Source organism: Burkholderia sp. E168m23, from assembly GCF_016586125.1.
Taxonomy (GTDB): Bacteria; Pseudomonadota; Gammaproteobacteria; order Burkholderiales; family Burkholderiaceae; genus Burkholderia; species Burkholderia orbicola.
In genome coordinates, this window is the sequence record NZ_BCPP01001733.1 from 1 (window position 1) to 500 (window position 500).

A 500-nucleotide genomic window follows, 5' to 3' on the forward strand; every position below is an offset into this window, starting at 1 on the left:
ACGTCGATCATGACGCCTCCAGCGGGCGAGGGGCGGCATGGGCGCGCCCGAGATACGCATCGAGTACGCGACGGTTGCGCTCCAGCTCGGCCGGGCGGCAGTTCGCGATCGTCACGCCGCGGTCCAGCACGACACAGCGGTCGCACAGCTCGCGGATGAAATGCATGTCGTGCTCGATGACGACCAGCGTGACGCCCTGTTCGCGAATCCGTTGCAGCGCGTCGATCAATTCGCCGCGCAGGTTCGGGTGCACGCCGGCGGTCGGCTCGTCGAGCAGCAGCAGCTTGGGCTCGGTCATCATCGCGCACGCGATGCCCAGCAGCTTCTTCTGGCCGCCGGAGATCGACGCGGCGGAAAGGTGCGCGACGCCCGACAGTTTCAGCTCGTCCAGCAGCGCGGCGGCGCGCGTACGGGTATCGGCATCGAGCGCGCGCGTCGCCCGGCCGCGCCAGAGGGCGGCGGCGATGCCGTGGTGCGCGGACGAAGCCGCCATCGCGAGT

The 500-nt window shown here is 70.2% G+C and carries 1 protein-coding gene; it reads right to left on the reverse strand.

Features of this window, described 5'->3' with window-relative positions; genetic code table 11:
* Positions 1-7: 7 nt before the first annotated feature.
* The coding region (locus JMF90_RS39940; RefSeq protein ID WP_201326641.1) for an ATP-binding cassette domain-containing protein at positions 8-500 on the reverse strand (493 nt) is incomplete at its 5' end.